Origin of the sequence: Streptomyces xanthophaeus, assembly GCF_030440515.1 — a bacterium.
Taxonomy (GTDB): Bacteria; Actinomycetota; Actinomycetes; order Streptomycetales; family Streptomycetaceae; genus Streptomyces; species Streptomyces kutzneri.
The window spans coordinates 7,105,114-7,123,834 of the sequence record NZ_CP076543.1; the positions used below are offsets into that span (position 1 = coordinate 7,105,114).

The window sequence follows — 18,721 nt, forward strand, 5'->3', positions numbered from 1 at the left end:
GTCAACGGGGAGGGGCCGGGAATGGCACTGGACAAGCAACTGGACTGGCTGCTGGACGACCTGACGCGCAGGGTCCAGCAGGTGCGGCACGCGGTGGTGCTGTCCAACGACGGCCTGGTCACGGGGGCGAGCGCGGGGCTGGCGCGGGAGGACGCCGAACACCTGGCGGCTGTCGCTGCCGGTCTGCAGAGCCTTGCCAAGGGGTCCGGCCGCCACTTCCGGGCGGGTGAGGTGCGGCAGACGATGGTCGAGTACGACGAGGGAGCGCTCTTCGTCATGGCGGCGGGCGCGGGCAGCAGCCTGTGCGTGCTGAGCGCCGCCGAGTCCGACATCGGTCAGGTCGCGTACGAGATGACGCTGCTGGTCAACCGGGTGGGCGAGCACCTGGGTGTGGCGGAGCGGCGCATCACCGGCGGCTGAGCCGGGCCGACTTCGGCGCCGTTCGGGAAGTTGTCCACAGGCCTCGCGGGGTGTCGTTGCACTGAGTTACGGTCTTCACACAGAGTAATCGCTGCTCGTGGGGGAGGACCGTGATGACGCAGATGGGGACCGCACTTCGGGATGGTGTGACCAATGGCGGTGCGGCCGGCGGGGCTGCGGCCGGCGGCGGTGCGGACGAGTTGGTGGGCGGCGCGCAGGCCGCGGGGGAACTGGGGCTGAGCCGAAGCGAGTTCGCCAGGGCCGTCCAGCTGGGGATCGTACGGGCCGGGCCGCGCACGCTCGCCGGTGCCGCGCGCTACGCACGGGCCGAGCTGGACCGGGTCAGGTCGGTGGCGGGCCCGCCGGGCGCGCTGCGCGAGCGGGTCGAGACGGTGGCCGGGGCGCAGGCCGCGGCCGAGGTGGCGGGGGTCGGCCCGAGCCGGTTCACGCGGCTCGCGCGCTGCGGGCACGTGACCCCGGTCGGCTACCGGATCAACCGGTACCGGGCCGTGGTGTGGCTCTATCTGACCGCGGAGCTACGGAGCTTCGCCGCGCGGGAGCCGGGAATGCTGCGCGGGATCGCGCCCCCGGCGGACCGGGAGCTGATGGCGGCCAAGGCGGATCTGCGGCCGCGCAAGTGGCGCGGGCGGCATGTCGGGCTGCTGCTGAGACGAACCGCCGACCCGTGGGAGCGCGCCGCCGTCCTGGCTTCCGTACTCCCCGAGGGCGAGCTGCTGGAGGCCGTGCCCGACCCGGCGGAGCGGATCGTCCTGGCCGCCCTCGGTCCACCGCCGCCGTACGGGCACCCGCAGGCTCCGGCGGCGGCCGCGGTGGCGCAGGGTCTGCTCACGGCCGGCCCGCCGGACGAGGTCCACTGGTACCGCACCAGCCTGGACTTCGCCCTGGCGGGGGCGCGGGGTCAGTCGAAGTCGACGGGGGAGAGGGGGCCGACGTAGACCCAGGCCCCGGCCTCGCGGGAGAAGCTGCTGTGCTCGTGCAGCGAGCCGGTGTGCCGGCCCTCGCGGTAGTGGGCGCGGAACTCCACCGAGCCCTCCGTCTCGAACATCCCGCCGCGCTCGGTGGCGAGGATCTCCAGCCGCTCCCAGCGCTGTTCGGGATCCAGGTCGAGGCGGTCCGGACGGGTGGCGGGGTGCCAGGAGCGCAGCAGGTAGGCGGTGTCGCCGACGGCGAAGGCGCTGAACCGGGAGCGCATCAGCCGCTCGGCGGTGGGTGCCGAGCGAGCACCGGAGTGGAGGGGGCCGCAGCACTCCGGGTAGCTGGCGGGCAGCCCGCAGGGGCAGGGGACGGCAGGGGTGGGCATGGGTGTGCTCAGTTCTCCGGGGCGGGCTCGGACGGCTTGGCGGGGTACGGACGGAAGAGGCCCTCCTGGACCACGGAGACCAGCAGCCTGCCCTCCACGTCGTAGATGCGGCCCCGGGCCAGGCCCCGGCCGCCGTGCGCGATGGGCGACTCCTGGTCGTACAGGAACCACTCGTCCGCCCTGAAGGGCCGGTGGAACCACATGGCGTGGTCCAGCGAGGCCATGTCGAATCCGCGCATGCCCCACAGGGGTTCCACCGGGATGCGCACGGCGTCGAGGAGGGTCATGTCACTTGCGTAGGTGAGGGCGCAGGTGTGGATGAGAGGGTCGTCGCCCAGCGGACCGACCGCGCGCATCCACACCGCGCTGCGGGGATCGGATCCCTTGAGCTCCTCGGGAGTCCAGCGGAGCCGGTTGACGTACCGGATGTCGAAGGGCTGGCGGCGGGCCATCCGCTCCAGCGCCTCCGGCAGCGCCCCCAGGTGCTCGCGGATCTCGTCCGCGACCTTGGGGAGCGTGTCCGGGTGAGGGACGTGGTGAGGAGGCAGCTGGTGCTCGATGCCGCCCTCCTCCGGATGATGGAAGGAGGCGGTGAGATTGAAGATCGTCTTGCCCTGCTGGACCGCGGTGACCCGGCGCGTGGTGAAGGACCGTCCGTCGCGCACCCGCTCCACCTGGTACACGATCGGCACCCCGGGGATGCCGGGGCGCAGGAAGTACGCGTGCAGCGAGTGGACCGGGCGGTCGCTCTCCACGGTGCGCCCCGCGGCCACCAGGGCCTGGCCGGCGACCTGCCCGCCGAAGACACGCTGGAGGGACTCCTGCGGGCTGGCGCCGCGGAAGATGTTGACCTCGATCTGCTCCAGATCGAGCAGATCGACCAGTCTCTCGGCGGGGTTCGTCATCAGAGGATCTCCACGGTCGGGTCCGGCGGGTCCGTTGGGTCGGGCGGGTACGGCGGGGTACGGCGGACGGTCAGAGTGCTCCGAGCTCACCCACCGAGGTGACCCGGATGACGGCCCGGCCCTCCTCGTCGGAGGCGGCCAGGTCGACCTCGGCGCTGATGCCCCAGCCATGGTCCCCGTTGGGGTCAGCGAAGGTCTGGCGGACGCGCCACAGGCCGTGCGCCGGGTCCTCCTCGATCTGCAGGAGCTTCGGGCCCCGGGCGTCGGGTCCGGTGCCCAGGTCGTCGTACTCGTCCCAGTACCCGTCCAGGGCCTCGCCCCAGGCATCCGCGTCCCAGCCGGACTCGGAGTCCAGCTCGCCCAGCACGTTGACGTGGTCGAGGGCGGCCAGCTCCACCCGGCGGAACATGGCGTTGCGGACCAGGACGCGGAAGGCCCGCGAGTTCGCGGTGACCGGCTTGACCTGGTCGGCCTTCTCCTGGGCCTGCTCCGCCGTCTCCACCTCCGGGTTCGCCAGCTGCTCCCACTCGTCCAGCAGGCTGGAGTCCACCTGGCGGACCAGCTCGCCGAGCCAGGCGATCAGGTCCTGGAGGTCCTCGGACTTGAGGTCGTCGGGGATGGTGTGGTCCAGCGCCTTGAACGCGCTCGCGAGGTAGCGCAGCACGATGCCCTCGGTGCGGGCCAGCTCGTAGAAGGAGGTGAACTCGGTGAAGGTCATCGCGCGCTCGTACATGTCGCGGATGATCGACTTCGGGGAGACCGGGTGGTCGCGCACCCACGGGTGGCTCTTGGCGTACACGTCGTAGGCGTGCGAGAGCAGCTCTTCGAGCGGCTTGGGATAGGTGACGTCCTGGAGCCGCTCCATCCGCTCCTCGTACTCGATCCCGTCGGCCTTCATCTGGCCGACCTGGATGCCGCGTTCCTTGTTCTGCTGGGCGGCGAGGATCTGGCGCGGGTCGTCCAGCGTGGACTCCACGACGGAGACCATGTCCAGCGCGTAGGAGGGGGACTCCGGGTCCAGCAGGTCGAAGGAGGCCAGGGCGAAGGTGGACAGCGGCTGGTTGAGTGCGAAGTCCTGCTGGAGATCGACGGTGAGCCGGATGGTGCGGCCCTCCGCGTCCGGGGTGTCGAGCTTCTCGACCACGCCGCCGTCCAGCAGCGAGCGGTAGATCGCGATGGCCCGGCGGATGTGCCGCAGCTGGGCCTTGCGGGGCTCGTGGTTGTCCTCCAGCAGGTGGCGCATCGCCTGGAAGGCGTCGCCGGGCCGGGCGATGACCGACAGCAGCATGATGTTGGTGACCTTGAAGCGCGAGGTCAGCGCCTCCGGGTCGGCGGCGATCAGCTTCTCGAACGTGGTGTCCGACCAGGCGACGAAGCCCTCGGGAGCCTTCTTGCGCACCACCTTGCGGCGCTTCTTCGGATCGTCGCCCGCCTTAGCGAGCGCCTTCTCGTTCTCGATGACGTGCTCGGGGGCCTGCGCGACCACATAGCCCGCGGTGTCGAAGCCGGCCCGGCCGGCGCGTCCCGCGATCTGGTGGAACTCGCGGGCGCGCAGGGTGCGGACACGGTTGCCGTCGTACTTGGTGAGCGCGGTGAACAGCACCGTGCGGATCGGGACGTTGACGCCGACGCCGAGGGTGTCCGTACCGCAGATGACCTTCAGCAGGCCGGCCTGCGCGAGCTTCTCCACCAGGCGGCGGTACTTGGGCAGCATGCCGGCGTGGTGCACACCGATGCCGTGCCGGACGTAGCGGGAGAGGTTCTGGCCGAACTTGGTGGTGAAGCGGAAGTTGCCGATGAGCTCGGCGATCTTGTCCTTCTCCTCGCGCGTGCACATGTTGATGCTCATGAGCGACTGCGCCCGCTCGACCGCCTGAGCCTGCGTGAAGTGCACGATGTAGACCGGTGCCTGGCGGGTCTCCAGCAGCTCGGTGATCGTGTCGGTGATCGGGGTGGTGACGTACTCGTACGAGAGCGGGACGGGCCGGGTCGCGGAACGGACCACCGAGGTGGGCCGGCCGGTGCGCCGGGTCAGGTCCTCCTCGAACCGCTTCATGTCGCCGAGCGTCGCCGACATCAGGATGAACTGTGCCTGCGGCAGCTCCAGCAGCGGGATCTGCCAGGCCCAGCCGCGGTCCGGCTCTGCATAGAAGTGGAACTCGTCCATCACGACCTGGCCGATGTCCGCGTGCTTGCCGTCGCGCAGGGCGATGGAGGCCAGCACCTCGGCGGTGCAGCAGATCACCGGGGCGTCCGCGTTCACGGAGGCGTCGCCGGTGAGCATGCCGACGTTCTCGGTGCCGAAGAGCTTGCACAGGTCGAAGAACTTCTCCGACACCAGCGCCTTGATCGGGGCGGTGTAGAAGGTCACCTTGTCCTGGGCGAGGGCGGTGAAGTGCGCACCGGCCGCGACGAGACTCTTGCCGGAGCCGGTCGGGGTGGACAGGATCACGTTCGCCCCGGAGACGACCTCGATCAGCGCCTCCTCCTGAGCCGGGTACAGGGTGATGCCCTGGTCCTCCGCCCACGAGGAGAAAGCCTCGAAGAGGGCATCGGGGTCGGCGTTCGGCGGGAGCTGATCAATGAGGGTCACACCCCCCATCTTGCCTGGCTTCCCCCCGGATCAGGGAACCGGCGGACGGAACGAAGATCGCCGACGGTACGCTGTGCCGTCGATGAGGCCCGAACGAAACAGTCGACCGGGCCCGACCACACACCAGCGGGGCGGGAAACGACCATGATGGGTCCGGCGCACTCACTGTCCGGGGCAGCGGCCTGGCTGGGGGTGGGCGCGGCCACCGCGGCCGCCGGACACCCCATGCCCTGGCCGGTCCTCGTCGTCGGCGCGCTGATCTGCGCCGGGGCGGCCCTCGCCCCCGACCTCGATCACAAGTCGGCGACGATCTCACGCGCCTTCGGCCCGCTCTCCAAAGGCGTGTGCGAGGTGGTCGACAAGATCTCCTACGCCGTCTACAAGGGCACCCGTTCCAAGAAGGACGCCCGCCGCACCGGCGGCCACCGCACCCTGACGCACACCTGGCTCTGGGCCGTCCTCATCGGCGGCGGTGCCTCCCTGCTCGCCGTCACCGCCGATCGCTGGGGCGTGCTCGCCCTGCTCTTCGTGCACCTGGTGCTGGCGGTCGAAGGCCTGCTGTGGCGGGCCGCCCGGATGTCCAGCGACGTCCTGGTCTGGCTGCTCGGGGCGACCAGCGCGTGGATCCTGGCCGGGGTGCTCGACCAGCCCGGCAACGGCGCGAACTGGCTGTTCACCGGAGCGGGCCAGGAGTACCTCTGGCTCGGCCTGCCGATCGTGCTGGGGGCCCTGGTCCACGACATCGGCGACGCGCTCACCGTTTCCGGCTGCCCGGTCCTGTGGCCGCTGCCGATCGCGGGCAAGCGCTGGTACCCGATCGGTCCGCCGAAGGCGATGCGGTTCCGCGCCGGCAGCTGGGTGGAGCTGAAGGTCCTCATGCCGGTCTTCATCCTGCTGGGCGGCTTCGGCGGCGCCTCGGCCCTCGGCTTCTTCTGAGACGGGACCGGGCGGCGGAGGGGACCGTTCACCTCCGCCGCCCGGTGCTTTCGCGGCACGGATCAGCCGTGCCAGGACCGCCACAGGGCCGCGTACGCCCCGTCGGCCGCGACCAGCTCGTCGTGCGAGCCGAGTTCGCTGATCCGGCCGCCCTCGACCACGGCGATCACGTCCGCGTCGTGCGCGGTGTGCAGCCGGTGGGCGATGGCGATGACCGTACGGCCGTCCAGCACCCGGGCCAGCGAGCGCTCCAGATGCCGTGCCGCACGCGGGTCCAGCAGCGAGGTCGCCTCGTCCAGCACCAGGGTGTGCGGGTCGGCCAGCACCAGCCGGGCGAGCGCGATCTGCTGCGCCTGCGCCGGGGTCAGCGCCGTGCTGCCCGAACCGACCTCGGTGTCCAGGCCGGCCTCCATGGCCCGCGCCCAGCCGTCGGCGTCCACGGCCGCCAGCGCCGCCCACAACTCGGTGTCACCGGCGCCCGTCCGCGCGAGGAGGAGGTTGTCCCGCAGCGTGCCCACGAACACGTGGTGCTCCTGGTTGACCAGGGCCACGTGCTCGCGCACCCGCTCCGCGGGCATCCGCGACAGCCGCGCCCCGCCGAGGGTGACCTCGCCGGTCCGGGGCGCGTAGATACCCGCGAGCAGCCGTCCCAGGGTGGACTTGCCCGCCCCCGAGGGGCCGACCAGCGCCATCCGGGTGCCCGGCGGCACGGACATCGACACCTGGTGCAGGACGTCCACGCCCTCCCGGTAGCCGAAGTGGACCTCCTGGGCCCGCACGTCCCTGCCCTCGGGCGCCACCTTCGCGTCCCCCGCGTCCGGTTCGATCTCCCGCACACCCACCAGGCGGCCGAGCGAGACCTGGGCGACCTGCAACTCGTCGTACCAGCGCAGGATCAGACCGATCGGATCGACCAGCATCTGTGCCAGGAGCGCGCCCGTGGTCAGCTGCCCGACCGACATCCAGCCCCGCATCACGCAGAAGCCGCCGATCAGCAGCACCGAGCCGAGGATCGTCACGAAGGTGACGTTGATGACGGGGAAGAGGACCGTCCGCAGGAAGAGCGTGTACCGCTCCCACGCGACCCACTGAGAGATCCGCCGCTCCGACAGCGCGATCCGCTCCGGCCCGAGGCGGTGCGCCTCGACCGTGCGGCCCGCGTCCACCGTCTCGGTGAGCACGGCCGAGACCGCCGCGTAGCCGGCCGCCTCCGAGCGGTACGCCGACGGCGCCCGCCGGAAGTACCAGCGGCAGCCGATCACCAGCACCGGCAGCGCCACCAGCGCGGCCAGCGCCAGCGGCGGCGCGGTCACCGCGAGCGCCCCGAACAGCAGCCCCGCCCACACCACACCGATGGCCAGCTGCGGCACCGCCTCGCGCATGGCGTTCGCGAGCCGGTCGATGTCGGTGGTGATCCGCGACAGCAGATCGCCGGTACCGGCCCGCTCCAGCACGCCCGGCGGCAGACCCACCGACCGCACCAGGAAGTCCTCGCGCAGATCGGCCAGCATCTCCTCGCCGAGCATCGCCCCGCGCAGCCGGACCAGCCGGGTGAAGAACGTCTGGACCGCGAGCGCCAGCGCGAACAGCAGGGCCACACGCTCCAGGTGCAGCTCGCGCGCCCCCGCCGAGAGGTCGTCCACGATCCGGCCCAGCAGGTACGGGCCGGCCATGGAGGCGATCACCGCGGCCGCGTTGACGCCCACCAGCGCCACGAAGGCCCGCCGGTGGCGCCGGAACAGGCCGCGCACATAGCCCCGTACGGTCGCCGACGTGCCCACGGGCAGGGTCGCGGCCGACTCGGGGGCCGCCGGGTCGTACTCCGGCGGCGCCACGCCGATCATGCGGATTCCTCGATCTCTGTGAGTGCTTCTGCCAGCTCTGTCAGTTCCAGCCCGCCGAGCCGCTGCTCCTCGTCGGTCTCGCGCGTGACGACCGCCCGGTAGCGCGGTTCGCGCTGCAGCAGCTCTCGGTGCGTACCGACGGCCGCCACCGTGCCGCCGTCGATGAGCACGACCCGGTCCGCGCGGTCCAGCAGCAGCGGCGAGGACGCCAGCACCACCGTGGTCCGCCCGGCGCGCAGGGCCGCGATCCCGTCCGCGATCCGCGCCTCGGTGTGCGAGTCGACAGCGGAGGTCGGCTCGTCGAGCACGAGCACCTCCGGGTCGGTGGCCAGGGACCGCGCCAGGGCGAGCCGCTGGCGCTGGCCGCCCGACAGGGACCGGCCGCGCTCGGTGATCCGGGCGTCCATCGGGTCCTCGACCCCGTCCGGCGCCGACTGCAGCAGCGCGTCCAGGACGTCCCCGCACTGGGCCGCGCCCAGAGCCGCACCGGACTCGACCGCTCCGGAGGCGGGTACGTCGAACAGCTCCCGCAGGGTCCCGGACAGCAGCACCGGGTCCTTGTCCTGTACGAGGACCAGGGTGCGTGCGGTGTCCAGTTCGAGCTCGTCCAGCGCGACTCCGCCGAGGAGCACGGACGGCGTCCCGGCCGCGTCGGCCCCGGCCCCCTCGTCGGCCCCGGCACCGGTCCCGGCGTCCGACGCCGGATCCCCGTCCGTCGGATGGCCGCCCAGGCGTTCGGCGAGCCGCCCGGCCAGGTCCGGGTCCCCGCACACGACGGCGGTGAACCGTCCCGCGGGGGCCAGCAGCCCGGTCCTCGGGTCGTACAGGTCCCCGCCCGCGGCCGGCGCCTGCACCGGCCCGGTGCGCGCGGGACGCGCGGCGGCGGTGTCCGTCCGGGTCAGTGACAGGACCCGGGCGGCCCGCTGGGCGGAGGGGCGGGAGAAGGAATACGCCATGGCGATCTCCTGGAAGTGCCGCAGCGGGTAGAGCAGGGTCGCCACCGCGCTGAACGCCGCGACGAGCTCACCCACCGCGATGCGGCCGTCCGAGACGAGCGTGGCGCCGTACCAGACCACCGTGATCATCAGGGCGCCCGGGAGCACCACCTGGATCGCGGAGATCAGTGCCCACATCCTGGCGCTGCGCACGGCTGCCTTGCGGACCTCCTGGGAGGCCTCGCGGTAGCGGCCGAGGAACAGCTCCTCACCGCCGATGCCGCGCAGCACGCGCAGACCCGCGACGGTGTCGGAGGCCAGCTCGGTGGCCTTGCCCGCCTTCTCCCGCTGGTTGTCGGCGCGCTTGGTGGCGCGCGGCAGGAGCGGCAGCGAGGCCAGGGCGATCAGCGGCACGCCGATGGCCACGACCACGCCGAGCTCGGGGGAGTAGAACAGCAGCCCGATGCAGACGAGGACGACGGAGAAGACGGCCGCGAGGAAACGCGAGACCGCCTCGACGAACCATCCGATCTTCTCCACGTCGCCCGTGGACACCGAGACCACTTCACCCGCGGCGACCCGCCGGGTGAGGGCGGAGCCCAGCTCGGCCGTCTTGCGCGCCAGGAGCTGCTGCACCCGTGCCGCGGCGGTGATCCAGTTGGTGACGGCCGTGCGGTGGAGCATGGCGTCGCCGACCGAGATGGCGATGCCGATGACCAGGAGGAGCACGCCGACGAGCAGCAGTCCGTTCGGCTCACGGCCGACGACCGCGTCGACGCCGAAACCGACGGCGTACGGCAGCGCGGCGACACCGGTGAAGTGCAGCATTCCCCAGCACAGGCTCTTGAGCTGTCCGCCGAGCTGACCGCGCCCCAGCCACAGCAGGAACCGGGGGCCGGAACGAGCGTCGGGTACCCCAGGATCCGGATACGGAAGATCGCTGATCTGCATGACGCCCCATGACTGGTCGAGTGGTTCAAACCGTGCAAGGTTCGCCTTCAGGACCGGCGCCGGGCAATCGATTTTACGTGGGACGCGCGCTGGGGCCAGCAGGTTTACGGCTGCGCGGGACCACGTGACACCTGGTCACGGGGGTCGCGCGCTCCGGCGCTCAGGGGCGGGTGGCGTGCTCCAGTTCGAGCAGCGCCGAATAGTAGCTCCGCCCCGTCGCCCGGTCCATGCCCACCTCGCACATCCGGTTCGCCGACAGGTGCGCGTCGAAGGCCCGCGCGGTCACCTCCGCCGCCTCGCGCGCCGTCGCCGAGGCCGTCAGTTCCGGGTGCAGCATCCCCCGGTCGCCCGCGAAGGCGCAGCAGCCTGCGTCGTCGGGGACCACCACCTCCTCGGCGCACGCCTCGGCGACCGCCCGCAGCCGGTCCTCGTCGCCCAAGTGCCGCATCGAGCAGGTGGGGTGGAGCACGGCCGAGCCCACCCTGCGCCGGACCTCCAGACGCGGCAGCAGCTCCTCGGCGGCCCACACGATCGAGTCGAGGATCTGCAGCTCCGCGTGGAGGGCCCGGTTCTCCGGCGTCAGGTACGGGACCACCTCGCGCGCGATGCCCAGCGTGCAGGAGGAAGCGTCCACGACCAGCGGCAGCAGTCCGCCGGCCGTCCAGCCCCACGCCGCCTCGACGATCCGGTTGGCCATCACCCGGGCGCCGGCCTCGTAGCCCTTGGAGTGCCAGATCGTCGCGCAGCAGGTGCCGCCGACGTCGCCGGGGATCCAGACGGGCCGCCCGGCCCGCGCCGACACGGCCACCACGGCCTGCGGCAGGGAGGGTCCGGGCCGGCCCTCCGGGCCGCCGAAGATCCGGTTGACGCAGGCCGGGTAGTACACGGCCGAGGCGCCCGCCCGCCGGGTCGGCGGCAGGCGGCGGGCGGCGGCGCCGGGGATCCGTGCCGGCCACTGCGGAACCAGGTCCGGACGTACGGCCTTGCGCGCGGCCCCGGTGACCGCACCCAGCAGTCGGTCGCGGGCCCCGGAGGGGATCCGGGCGGCGGCGGCCACCGCCAGCCGGGCGGCGGACTCGGCGGCCCCGAACCGCCGGGCGGCCAGCGCGGCGGCGGCCTCCTCGCGCGGGCCGTGCCGGCGGTGGCGGAAGTCCTTCATCAGCGCCCCGGTGTCGATGCCCACCGGGCAGGCGAGCTTGCAGACGGAGTCGCCCGCGCAGGTGTCCACCGCGTCGTAGCCGTAGGCGGCGAGCAGGCCGTCCAGCACGGGGGAGCCGGGCTGCTGGCGCATCATCTCGCGGCGCAGCACGATCCGCTGGCGCGGAGTGGTCGTCAGGTCCCCGCTCGGGCAGGCCGGTTCGCAGAATCCGCACTCGATACAGGGGTCGGCCACCGCCTCCACCTGCGGAATGGTCTTCAGGCCGCGCAGATGGGCCCGCGGGTCGCGGTCGAGGAGGATGCGCGGGGCGAGCACCCCCTCCGGGTCGACGAGCCGCTTGGTGCGCCACATCAGGGCGGTGGCCGCGGGGCCCCATTCCAGCTCCAGGAAGGGGGCCATGTTGCGGCCCGTGGAGTGCTCGGCCTTCAGGGAACCGTCGAACCGCTCCACGGTGAGTCGGCAGAAAGCCTCCATGAAGGCCCCGTACCGCTCGACGTCGGCGGGGTCGGCGGCGTCGAAGGCGAGCATGAAGTGCAGGTTGCCATGGGCCGCGTGACCGGCGACGGCCGCGTCGAAACCGTGCTCCGCCTGGAGCGCGAGGAGCGCCTCGCAGGCCTCGGCCAGCCGGGACGGCGGCACCGCGAAGTCCTCGGTGATCAAGGTGGTGCCCCGGGCGCGGGCTCCGCCGACGGCGGTGACGAAGGCCCTGCGGGCCTGCCAGTACCCGCCCACGGTCTTCGGGTCGCCGGTGAAGGCATTCGTGACCGAAGCCGCCGGGGCGACCAGATCGAGGCCGTCGAGGATGCCGGCGGCCCGCCGCGCGCAGGCGTCCCGGCCGGCCTTGTCCGGAGCCCGGAACTCCACGAGCAGGGCCGTGGTCTCCCGGGGCAGGTCCGCCCAGTCGGCGGGCACGCCCGCGACGCTGACGCAGGCACGCAGCGTGTTGCCGTCCATCAGCTCGACGGCGACGGCGCCCGCCTCGTTGAAGAGCGGCACGGCCGCGGCCGCCGCGGGCAGCGAGGGGAAGAACAGCAGGGCGGAGCAGACTTCGCGCTCCAGCGGGAGGGTGTCGAACACGACCTCGGAGATGAAGCCGAGGGTGCCCTCCGAGCCGACCATGAGCCCCCGCAGGATCTCGACGGGGGTGGTGCCGTCCAGGTAGGCGTCGAGGCGGTAGCCGGTGGTGTTCTTGATCTCGTACTTGGCACGGATCCGGGCGACCAGCGGGGGATTGGCCTCGATCTCCCGCTTGATCTCCATCAGCCCGTGGCACAGGGCCGGTTCGGCGCGTGACAGCTCCTCGTCGGCCAGCGGGTCGGCGGTGTCCACGACGGTGCCGCCGGGCAGGACGAAGGTGAGGGAGGAGAGCGTGCGGTAGGAGTTGCGGGTGGTGCCCGCCGTCATGCCGGACGCGTTGTTGGCGACGACCCCGCCGAGGGTGCAGGCGACGGCGCTGGCCGGGTCGGGGCCGAGGATGCGGCCGTGCCGGGCGAGGGCCGCGTTGGCCCGGGCCACGGTGGTGCCGGGCCGGATCCTGGCCCGCCGGCCCTCCTCCAGCACCTCGATCCCCGCCCAGTGGCGGCGTACGTCGACCAGGATGTCCTCACCCTGGGCCTGGCCGTTGAGCGAGGTCCCGGCGGCGCGGAAGACGACCTCGCGCTGCCGGCCGTGCGCGTACGAGAGCACCGCCGAGACGTCGTCGATGTCCTCGGCGATCACCACGACCTGGGGCACGAAGCGGTACGGGGAGGCGTCGGAGGCGTAGCGGACCAGGTCGGAGGCCTTCCACAGCACCTTCTCGGGGCCGAGCAGCCCGGTCAGCTCGGTGCGCAGCGGCTCGGGCGTGCCGCCGGCCCGGTGCCCGGGGAGCCGGTCGGGGGCGGGGCCGCTGATGCTGCGGGGGCGCAGGGCCCCCGGCTTCGGTTCCAGCAGCGGCATCTGCGACCCCTCGCGTCGTCGAGGCCACGGGTGGCCTAGTCAGCAGGTGCGCTCCGCCGGGGCGTCCGACAGGGCGTTCAGCAGACCGCCGAGCACTTCGCGCTGGTCGGCGGTCAACGGAGCCAGGATCTCCTCCGCAGCGTCGGTTCGCGCGTTGCGCAGTCGGCGCAGCGTGGCGCGCCCGGTGTCGGTGAGCTCGATCCGGATGACGCGGCGGTTCGCGGGGTCGGGCGCACGCCGTACGCACTCGGCCGCCTCCAGGCCGTCCACGAGGGTCGTCACCGCGCGCGGCACGACTTCCAGGCGGGCGGCGAGATCCGCCATCCGGGGTGCCTGCTCGCCCTCGTAGTGCGAGACGAGGCGCAGCAAACGACTCTGGGCGGGAGTGATCCCGAGCGGCACCATGTGGCGCTTCTGGATCCGGTGCAGCCTGCGCGTCAGACGCAGGAGCTGTTCGGCGAGGAGGCGATCGGTGTCGGAGGCCGAAGCGGAGGTCGAAGCGGAGGCGGAGGAGGAGGCGGAGCTCATGCGGGAACGATATCAGGATGCCGTTCATTGTGAGCATAGGTAACAATGACCTATGCTCCAATGGTCCCGACTTCGCCGAAGGGGACACCGCGAAGACCCTGACCCTGACTTCCGACCCCCGAGAGGGTGCCCATGCCGCACGACGAACCGAAGTGGATCCCGTCGAAAGACCCCATCGACCCCGCCCGGCCCGCCCCGGCGGAGCAGCCGCGTGAGCTGCGCCGCATCGTGGGGCTGTTCCGGCCCTACCGCGGCCGGCTCGCCGTCGTCGGCCTGCTGGTCGCCGCCTCCTCGCTGGTCGGCGTCGCCTCGCCGTTCATGCTCCGGGAGATACTCGACGTCGCGATCCCGCAGGGCCGCACCGGGCTGCTCAGCCTGCTCGCGCTCGGCATGATCCTCACCGCCGTCGTCACCAGCGTCTTCGGCGTGCTCCAGACCCTGATCTCCACCACCGTCGGCCAGCGCGTCATGCACGACCTGCGCACCGCCGTCTACGCGCAGCTCCAGCGGATGCCGCTCGCCTTCTTCACCCGGACCCGCACCGGAGAGGTGCAGTCCCGCATTGCCAACGACATCGGCGGGATGCAGGCCACCGTCACCTCCACCGCGACCTCGCTCGTCTCGAACCTGACGGCCGTGATCGCCTCCGTGGTCGCCATGCTCGCGCTCGACTGGCGGCTCACCCTCGTCTCGCTCCTGCTGCTCCCCGTCTTCGTGTGGATCAGCCGGCGGGTCGGCCGGGAGCGCAAGAAGATCACGACGAAGCGGCAGAAGCAGATGGCCGCCATGGCCGCGACGGTCACCGAGTCGCTCTCGGTGAGCGGCATCCTGCTCGGCCGCACCATGGGCCGCTCCGAGTCCCTCACCTCCGCCTTCTCCGCCGAGTCCGAGAAGCTCGTCGGCCTGGAAGTGCGCTCCAGCATGGCCGGGCGCTGGCGGATGTCCACCATCGGCATCGTCATGGCCGCGATGCCCGCCCTCATCTACTGGGCGGCCGGCATAGCCCTCCAGACGGGCGCCCCCTCGCTCTCCGTCGGCACCCTCGTCGCCTTCGTCACCCTCCAGCAGGGCCTGTTCCGGCCCGCCGTGAGCCTGCTGTCGACCGGTGTGCAGATCCAGACCTCACTCGCGCTGTTCGCCCGCATCTTCGAGTACCTCGACCTGCCGGTGGACATCACCGAGCGCGCGGACGCGGTGCGCCTGGACCGGGCCAAGGGCGAGGTCACCCTGGAGGACGTGCACTTCACGTACGACACCAAGAACGGTCCGACCCTCTCGGGGATCGACATCACCGTTCCGGCGGGAGGCTCCCTCGCCGTCGTCGGCCCGACCGGCTCCGGCAAGAGCACGCTCAGCTACCTGGTGCCGCGGCTCTACGACGTCACCGGCGGACGGGTCGCCCTCGACGGGGTGGACGTGCGCGACCTCGACTTCGACTCGCTGGCCCGCTCGATCGGGGTGGTCTCCCAGGAGACCTACCTCTTCCACGCCTCGGTCGCCGACAACCTGCGCTTCGCCAAGCCGGACGCCACCGACGAGGAGATCGCCGAGGCAGCCCGCGCGGCCCAGATCCACGACCACATCACCTCCCTGCCCGACGGGTACGACACCCTGGTCGGCGAGCGCGGCTACCGGTTCTCCGGAGGCGAGAAGCAGCGTCTGGCCATCGCCCGCACCATCCTGCGGGACCCGCCGGTGCTGATCCTCGACGAGGCCACCAGCGCCCTGGACACCCGTACCGAGCATGCCGTCCAGCGGGCCATCGACAACCTCTCCGCGGGCCGCACGACCATCACCATCGCGCACCGCCTCTCCACCGTCCGCGACGCCGACCAGATCGTCGTCCTGGACTCCGGGCGCATCGCCGAGCGCGGCACCCACGAGGAGCTGCTGAAGGCGGACGGCCGGTACGCGGCCCTGGTCCGCCGGGACCGGGACGCCGCGCTGACGCCCGAACCGCCCGAGGGCGTCCAGCTGGCTCCGGTAAATGTGTGACCGTACGACCGGCGCACGGGTCGGGTGCCGGAAATGCTACGAATCGCGGGTTAGCGTTCCCGTATGCGCCATGAGTACCGGCCGCCGCAGCGCCGTTCCCGGCTGACCCGCCGGGGCCGGCTGGCGCTCTTCCTCGGCACGCTGTTCGCCCTCGGTGCGGCCGTCCTGATCCCGATACTGCGCGGTGGCGACGTGCCGGAGACGCCACGCCGGCTGCTCATCCCCGAGGGCTGGCGGGCCCCGCAGGTGTACGCCGCGGTCGACCGCGAGCTGAAGCTCCCGCCGGGCTCCACGAAGGCGGCGGTGGCCACCGCCGGGCTGGCTCTGCCCGCGGAGGCCAAGGGCAATCCGGAGGGGTACCTCTTCCCGGCGACGTACCCGGTGACCTCGAAGTCCACCCCGGCCACCCTCCTCACGCACATGGTGCGGACGGCGAACCAGAAGCTCGCCACCCAGGCCGTCGCCGACGGCGGCAAGGCCCACGGGATGACCCCGTACCAGACGGCCACCCTGGCCAGCATCATCGAGGCGGAGGCCGAGGGCCGCGCCGACATGGGCAAGGTCGCACGGGTGGTGCACAACCGGCTGGCGAAGTCGATGCCGCTCCAGATGGACTCCACCATCAACTACGCGCTGAACCGCAGCACCGTGGACACCAAACTCAGCGACACCCGGATCGACAGTCCCTTCAACACCTACGCACGCCAGGGACTGCCACCCACTCCGATCGACAGCCCGGGACTGGAGGCGTTGGCGGCCGCCGTCGCCCCGACGCCCGGCGACTGGCTGTTCTTCGTCACCGTCAAGCCGGGGGACACCCGCTTCTCGGCGACGTACGAGGAACACAGGAAGCACGTCGCGGAGTTCAACCGGATCCGCGCGGGCGCCGGCTCCCGCACAGGTCAGGCCGGTCCCGCCGGGAAATGACGGGCGTCGGCCCCGGCAGCGGTTCTACGATCGGCGGCCTGCCGAAGGTGTGGACCGAGGGGGCGAACCGTGAAATGGCCATGGAGAGCGAAAACGAAGGCTGAAGCGAAGGCTGAAGCGAAGGACGGCGCGAGTGCCGAAGCGATCGACGGGCCGGCATTCGACGCGGAGTCCATCGGCAAGAGCATCCAGGCACGCACAGAGGCGGACGCGAAGACCGCTGCGGCCGCCGAGCGGGCAGGCTACGAGCGGATGGTCGCACGCTGGGGCACCGGAGTCGTCGGCTGGCGCGACTGGCTGGCCCGTGCCCCCGTCGGGGTCGACCTGCTCCACTGGTGGTACGACGAGGCCGAACTGACCGCCCTGGTCGGTGAGGAACGGTACGTGGAACGCCTGGGGGAACTGCTCTCGCAGGCATCGGCGCGCGACATCGCGGCGATGGGGCTCGGCTGCAACCGGCGTGTCGACCGGGCCTGCCGCTTCGCCGAGGTCTGCAGCCAGGACCCCGTCGTACCGCCGGGCGAGAAGCTCGCGAGCTATCGGCACGGGGAGATACCCGGCGCGTGCAGCGGTTTCATCGACTGCTGGTCCAAGCACGAGATCGACGTGACCTTCGCCGACGGCGACGACCACCGGTCGGTGCTCCTGTTCCGCGACCATCCGGGCGAGGCCCGGCTCTGGGTGGACGGCGTGCGCGTGGGGGAGGGCGAATGGCTGGACAAGGGCGGCTTCTGGGAGGACGAGCGCTACTTCACCATCCGGATCGAGGGCCCGGAGGACCACCCGGAGCAGGGGCTCGGCGAGATGGGCCGCCAGCTCTACAACATCGTCTCGCTCCTGATCCACGACGCGGAGCGCGGCACCACACGCATCCTCGTCCCGGAAGCCACGGAGAGCTGGACCGATCCCGTTCTGGCCGTGCGGGACGGGTCGGGCTGGGTGTACCCGACCCGTGAGGCCCGGGCGGCCGGCGGCGCCCCGGACCGGATCATCCCCCTCGGGGAACCGGAGGCCCAGGCCGGCTGAGGGACACCGCAGGGCCCAGGCCGCGGGGCTCAGGCCGCCGGGACCGGGACCGGGACGACCGGGACCGGGGCGCCGGCCCGGTCACGGGTCAGGAGCCGGCGGATCCCGCGGGCCGCGGCACCGCCCGCGCGGTTGGCGCCGATGGTCGACGCCGACGGGCCGTAGCCCACCAGGTGGATCCGCTCGTCGCGGACGGCGCGGGTCCCCTCGACCCGGATGCCTCCGCCCGGCTCGCGCAGGCGCAGCGGGGCGAGGTGGTCGACGGCCGCCCGGAATCCGGTGGCCCACAGGATGACGTCCGCGTCCACGTGGCTCCCGTCGGCCCAGACGGCGCCCGTGGCGGTGATCCGGTCGAAGACGGGCCGCCGGGCCAGCACGCCGGAGGCCAGACCGGCCCGGACGGCGTCGTTGAGCGGGAGTCCCGTCACACTGACCACGCTCTGCGGCGGCAGACCCCGGCGCACGCGCTCGTCCACCAGGGCCACCGCGGCCCGGCCCTCGGCCTCGCCGAAGCTCCCGTCGCGGAAGACCGGGGGCCGCCGGGTCACCCAGGTGGTCCCCGCCGCCACCTCGGAGATCTCCAGCAGGTGCTGCACCGCCGAGGTGCCGCCGCCGACGACGATCACCCGCGCCCCCGCGAACTCCTGCGGTCCCGGATAGTCCGCGGTGTGCAGCTGCCGGCCGCGGAAGGTCTCCTGGCCCGGGTAGCGCGGCCAGAACGGCCGGTCCCAGGTGCCGGTGGCATTGACCAGGGCCCGGGCCGACCAGATGCCGGCCGACGTCTCCACGCGGAGCCGCCCCGCGTCGCCCTCGCGTACGGCGGACACGTCCACGGGTCGGCGTACGCGCAGGTCGAAGCGGTCCTCGTAGGCGGCGAAGTACTCCGCGACGACCTGCGACGACGGCCGCAGCGGGTCGGCGCCCGTCAGCTCCATGCCGGGCAGGGCGTGCATGCCGTGGACCTTGCCGTAGGTGAGCGAGGGCCAGCGGAACTGCCAGGCCCCGCCCGGGCGGGGCGCGTGGTCGAGGACCACGTGGTCGATCCCCGCCCGGGTGAGGTGGTAGGCGCTGGACAGGCCGGCCTGCCCGGCGCCGATGACCACCACGTCCACGTCGGCTACCACGTTCACGCCGACCGGCCCGTCCAGCGGTATGTCCACCGGCATGTCCACGCCCCGCGTCATGTCGTTCACGGTTCTACCAACTCGCGGCGGGCGCCGGATCTTCCCGGGCCCGGGCGGAC

14 protein-coding genes are annotated in these 18,721 nt (G+C 72.5%); 6 read left to right on the forward strand and 8 right to left on the reverse strand.

Annotation, left to right across the window (positions count from 1 at the left end; all coding sequences use genetic code 11):
- Window positions 1-21: 21 nt before the first annotated feature.
- Window positions 22-420: a roadblock/LC7 domain-containing protein gene (locus KO717_RS31700; RefSeq protein WP_189734290.1), complete on the forward strand. Its 399-nt coding sequence runs from the start codon at window positions 22-24 to the stop codon at window positions 418-420.
- A gap of 113 nt (window positions 421-533) precedes the next feature.
- Window positions 534-1,376, forward strand: coding sequence for a DUF6397 family protein (locus tag KO717_RS31705; RefSeq protein WP_301372880.1), 843 nt, complete (start codon window positions 534-536; stop codon window positions 1,374-1,376).
- Here KO717_RS31705 and KO717_RS31710 read toward each other — a convergent pair.
- From KO717_RS31710 to KO717_RS31720, 3 genes are all read right to left on the reverse strand, one after another.
- Window positions 1,340-1,741, reverse strand: coding sequence for a YchJ family protein (locus KO717_RS31710; RefSeq protein ID WP_301372881.1), 402 nt, complete (start codon window positions 1,739-1,741; stop codon window positions 1,340-1,342). The genes KO717_RS31705 and KO717_RS31710 overlap by 37 nt on opposite strands.
- Window positions 1,742-1,749: 8 nt before the next feature.
- Window positions 1,750-2,646, reverse strand: coding sequence for an acyl-CoA thioesterase (locus KO717_RS31715; RefSeq protein WP_150256098.1), 897 nt, complete (start codon window positions 2,644-2,646; stop codon window positions 1,750-1,752).
- 70 nt (window positions 2,647-2,716) lie between these two features.
- A complete protein-coding gene (locus KO717_RS31720; RefSeq protein WP_301372882.1) occupies window positions 2,717-5,239 on the reverse strand; it encodes a DEAD/DEAH box helicase in 2,523 nt (840 codons plus the stop codon).
- A gap of 144 nt (window positions 5,240-5,383) precedes the next feature.
- Here KO717_RS31720 and KO717_RS31725 point away from each other — a divergent pair, with 144 nt between their 5' ends.
- A complete protein-coding gene (locus KO717_RS31725) occupies window positions 5,384-6,175 on the forward strand; it encodes a metal-dependent hydrolase (protein WP_301372883.1) in 792 nt (263 codons plus the stop codon).
- Window positions 6,176-6,237: 62 nt separating this feature from the next.
- Here the strand turns inward: KO717_RS31725 and KO717_RS31730 are convergent, their stop codons facing one another.
- From KO717_RS31730 to KO717_RS31745, 4 genes are all read right to left on the reverse strand, one after another.
- Entirely contained in the window at window positions 6,238-8,019 is a 1,782-nt protein-coding gene (locus KO717_RS31730; RefSeq protein ID WP_301372884.1) for an ABC transporter ATP-binding protein, read from the reverse strand.
- Window positions 8,016-9,905, reverse strand: coding sequence for an ABC transporter ATP-binding protein (locus tag KO717_RS31735; RefSeq protein ID WP_301372885.1), 1,890 nt, complete (start codon window positions 9,903-9,905; stop codon window positions 8,016-8,018). Before KO717_RS31735 ends, KO717_RS31730 begins: the two co-directional genes overlap by 4 nt.
- A gap of 160 nt (window positions 9,906-10,065) precedes the next feature.
- Window positions 10,066-13,002: an FAD-binding and (Fe-S)-binding domain-containing protein gene (locus tag KO717_RS31740; protein ID WP_301372886.1), complete on the reverse strand. Its 2,937-nt coding sequence runs from the start codon at window positions 13,000-13,002 to the stop codon at window positions 10,066-10,068.
- Window positions 13,003-13,041: 39 nt separating this feature from the next.
- The gene (locus tag KO717_RS31745; RefSeq protein ID WP_301372887.1) at window positions 13,042-13,530 is read right to left on the reverse strand and encodes a MarR family winged helix-turn-helix transcriptional regulator; all 489 of its coding nucleotides are present in this window, start codon (window positions 13,528-13,530) and stop codon (window positions 13,042-13,044) included.
- A 132-nt stretch (window positions 13,531-13,662) separates the two neighbouring features.
- On the opposite strand from KO717_RS31745, the gene KO717_RS31750 reads away from it, so the two are divergent.
- The 3 genes from KO717_RS31750 (at window position 13,663) to KO717_RS31760 (ending at window position 17,478) form a co-directional block, all read left to right on the forward strand.
- Window positions 13,663-15,525 (forward strand): ABC transporter ATP-binding protein, encoded by a 1,863-nt coding sequence (locus KO717_RS31750; protein WP_301372888.1) that lies wholly within the window; start codon window positions 13,663-13,665, stop codon window positions 15,523-15,525.
- 63 nt (window positions 15,526-15,588) lie between these two features.
- Complete coding sequence (mltG, locus tag KO717_RS31755) at window positions 15,589-16,452, forward strand: endolytic transglycosylase MltG (RefSeq protein ID WP_301372889.1); 864 nt, start codon at window positions 15,589-15,591, stop codon at window positions 16,450-16,452.
- A gap of 252 nt (window positions 16,453-16,704) precedes the next feature.
- Entirely contained in the window at window positions 16,705-17,478 is a 774-nt protein-coding gene (locus tag KO717_RS31760; protein ID WP_301372890.1) for a hypothetical protein, read from the forward strand.
- A 29-nt stretch (window positions 17,479-17,507) separates the two neighbouring features.
- On the opposite strand, the gene KO717_RS31765 is transcribed toward KO717_RS31760, so the two are convergent.
- Entirely contained in the window at window positions 17,508-18,644 is a 1,137-nt protein-coding gene (locus tag KO717_RS31765) for an FAD-dependent oxidoreductase (RefSeq protein ID WP_301374885.1), read from the reverse strand.
- Window positions 18,645-18,721: the final 77 nt, after the last annotated feature.